This is a genomic window from Enterobacter cloacae complex sp. P13B, assembly GCF_014895915.1.
Classification (GTDB): domain Bacteria; phylum Pseudomonadota; class Gammaproteobacteria; order Enterobacterales; family Enterobacteriaceae; genus Enterobacter; species Enterobacter bugandensis.
On the sequence record NZ_JADBQN010000111.1, the window covers coordinates 1 to 3,505 of the forward strand.

Below are 3,505 nucleotides of genomic sequence, written 5' to 3' on the forward strand. Positions count from 1 at the left end.
CTATGACGCGATTATAGACCCGAACTCAGCCCAAGTAGATCAAATGCGTCATTGTGAAATCATGCAAGCTCTATGGCTCAGTACTGGCAATATTAGAAAAGAAGATATGCATAAGTTCAGTACTAAAGAATTTGATTCACTTGGATTGCTTAGTAATAAAACTCGTGCAGAACAGGCAGAAGAAAGAATAGAGAAGGAGAAGCAGATCGCAGAAGAACAAGCAAAACAACAGCGTGCAAACATGCTCGCATGGATGGGAGTAAAGCCAGATGGCAAATAAAAAACAGTCAATGATTTTTGAAATCACAGGTGATGAATCTGGCTTGAAACAATCATTGAAAAACGCGGGTAATAGTCTATCCGATTTCAATAATAAAGCAGGTGGTGCATTTGGTAATGTAGATGGTTTACTTACTACTAGTGGTGCAGCATTCAGTACTTTTGCAGGTGGTGTAGGTATTGCCGCAGCCGCAGCAATGGTAGCTATTAGTAAGATGCAAGTACAAGCAGAGAAAGCATTTGAAGTATTTCAATCTGCAAGTCTTGCACAGACTGGTGTAGAGAATTTACAGAAGCAAGCTAATATGTTTGCCGAAGTAGGGTTAACTATGGATAACGTAGCCGACCAAATTAAAGATAGTAAGGATAAGTTGGGCGATGCCTTAACTAACCAAGCTGGTTCTATGTACACTGACGTAATTAAACCTCTTAAGCTAAACATTCTAGAACTACAGAAAGCCGCAGATGGTGGTGAAGATATTATTGCAAGAATCTACTATCAAGCTAAACAAATGGGCTTTAGTAATTCTCAAATCATTAATATGATGGAAACTATTGCAAACGATGCAGATAAACGTATTACCATTTATCAAAAGTATAATAGTGAACAAGAATATCAAAACCGTCTAGCAGATGAGAGCGTACAACTAACTGGTGAACAGTCTAGCCAGTTCCAACAGTACCGCCAAGCTACACTAGAACTAAGTAAGGCTTGGGAAGCATGGAATAACTCTGCTTTAGCACCAGTTGCGGCTAACCTTGCAGATATTCTAAACCTAATGACCAAGATCCTTAATAGTAAGCCCGTAGCAGCCGCAGCAGCAGCTACAAGCCGTGAAGGTATTGCAGCAGTACAGGAATACCAGAAGGGCTATCAGCAAGATATGCTTAAGAACTCTTCTATCTATGGTGCTCAATTAGTAGAAGAACAACAGAAGGATGCCGAACGTAACCAGAAAACTTTTGATGGTATGTTAGCTAATCTTGATAAGGCTAATAACCTAATTCAGAAACAACGTGAAGAGTACAATAAAGGATTCGAGAAAAGTACTATTGATGCAGCAATGAAGCCCTTCCAAACTGCTAAATCACAGACTCAAGCTAAAATTGATGATTTAGATAAACAGTACAAAGATACTCGTGCTGCAATTCAAGAATCATTACTAAAAGGCTATAAGGGTAATCAGGATGCTTTGAATAAAGACCTTGCTACTCTTGATGCTAGTTATAAAGAAACACGTGCAGACCTCGTTAAGAAACTAACAGAGAGTGATGATAAAGCACGTGATGCAGCAAGCAAGAAAGCCGCAGCCGCAGCTACTAAGGCCGCAGCAGAAGAAAAGCAACGTCTTGCCAAACAAGTACAGGCTCAGAAAGTACTAGATCAGACTATGGCAGCAATGGGTGCTAATGCCGCACAGGTGAAGTTACAACAATTCAATCTTCAACAGGATGAAATTGAAAAGCGTATTCGTGATTCAGCAAAACTCACTAAGAAGAGTGAAGCAGAAACTAATGCAATGTTGAGTACTCACTATGCAGACAGAGCACGCAATTACAAAGAGATGGTTGATCAGATGTTGGCAGAGAATGACCGTTTAAAACAGGCTCAGAACATCGCAGCCATTACGAACGATCCCAATGCCACACCAGAACAAAAGGCCGCAGCCGCCGCCGCTGGTAACAAGTGGGCTACTAATACCGCTACGCAGGGATTAGGTTATCAAGACCCATTCAATACACAGGCAGACCCAACTAAGTTAGCCGCTATTGGTACAGAACAGCAGAACAACCAGGACGGGGCAAAGGCTCTATATGATGCCAAAGTAATCGGATTCCAAGAGTACCAAGATCAGCTTACAGCCATTCAGACTAATGCAGATATTAAACGTGCTCGTGCTACTGCTGATGCATTGAATAGTACTATTGGCCTTTGGGGTAATGCCGCTGGTGATATCGGTACTACTCTAGCTGGTGCTTTCTCTGATGGTAACGATGCAGCCAAGGCATTCTTTGCAGTACAGAAAGGTATAGCAATAGCCCAAAGTATCATAAACATTCAGCAGGGCATTAGTGAGGCAACCAAATTAGGCTGGCCTGCTGGTATTGCCGCTGGATTAAAGGTAGCAGCAGAGGGTGCAAACATTATCCGAACTATTAAGGGAACAACTATTCAAGGTCAAGCCCATGATGGTTGGGATTCATTGCCTAGTACTGGTACATATAATCTTGAAAAGGGTGAACGTGTAGTAGGTAAATCACTAAACCAAGATCTTACTAACTATCTTAAAGATAGTGGTAATAACTCTTCTGGTGAAATCAAGATTGAAGCACCACTAGTAATTCAAAACTCTGGTGATCTCACTGATAAAGACTTTACTCAAATGTGTAAAAAACATGCTGATGTAATCGTACAGGCAGTTCGTACATCACAACAACGCAACGTGTAATAAATACTATAAAGCCCACGATCATGTGGGCTTATTTGAAAGGATTCAATATGCTAGATAACGCTATTATTAGTGAATTTGTCTTGAATGACAATATTCCACAATATTTAAATCAGACGTGGACTGGTGAACAAATCACACGTGTAGTAGGTACACAGTACTTTAGTATTGCATTCAAAGCTACGATGAATAAACAGTTTCGTGCAGAAATCGCAAACTTCTATGCACAGTACGCACAAGGTAAACCATTTGATATGTCTCTTGGTTGGTGGGGTAAGTATACGGGTAATCAGAACGCAGGCGTAAACGCAACCACAGCACGTACAGCAGGTGCTACATCAATTGCTGTAAACTCAAATAGTCTTGAAGTAGGTTCAATAATCCAATTCAACGGGCATAAAAAGTTATACCGTGTTATTGCAAATAGCGGTACTACTATGACTATATTCCCAGGATTAATTAAGAATATCCAAGTAGGTGAAGTAATCAAATACGATAACCTTTCTGGCTCGTTCGTCCTAACTCCACAGAATGCAGTGTATTCATTCCCAAGTACTAACTTAATTGAAGTAACAATTCTAGCAACCGAGAATATCAGGGGTTAATCATGTCTATTCCAAATAATGTATTAAACAATGCCGTACTTGTTAACTACTGGAATCTAGTTCGCGGAGATAACAAGACAGTACTAACAGAGAAAGAACTCTATCAATGTGGTGTTATGGTTAAAATGGTTGACCTAATTCCACCTACTGGTGCTGCATTATATCTTATCG

The 3,505-nt window shown here is 40.3% G+C and carries 3 protein-coding genes; all 3 read left to right on the forward strand.

Annotated features, from left to right (window positions below; translation table 11 throughout):
- A partial coding sequence (locus tag IM273_RS22095) for a hypothetical protein (RefSeq protein ID WP_193055648.1) occupies positions 1 to 280 on the forward strand: 280 nt, incomplete at its 5' end.
- Positions 270 to 2,729, forward strand: a complete 2,460-nt coding sequence (locus IM273_RS22100) for a hypothetical protein (RefSeq protein WP_193055650.1) — start codon at positions 270 to 272, stop codon at positions 2,727 to 2,729. The genes IM273_RS22095 and IM273_RS22100, both read left to right, overlap by 11 nt.
- A gap of 50 nt (positions 2,730 to 2,779) precedes the next feature.
- Positions 2,780 to 3,334, forward strand: a complete 555-nt coding sequence (locus IM273_RS22105) for a hypothetical protein (protein WP_117092931.1) — start codon at positions 2,780 to 2,782, stop codon at positions 3,332 to 3,334.
- Positions 3,335 to 3,505 lie beyond the last annotated feature (171 nt).

What these genes read in the sequence shown, in the direction of transcription:
- IM273_RS22100 (WP_193055650.1), top strand. Translation starts at nt 270, where the DNA reads ATGGCAAATAAAAAACAGTCAATGATTTTTGAAATCACAGGTGATGAA.
- IM273_RS22105 (WP_117092931.1), top strand. Translation starts at nt 2,780, where the DNA reads ATGCTAGATAACGCTATTATTAGTGAATTTGTCTTGAATGACAATATT.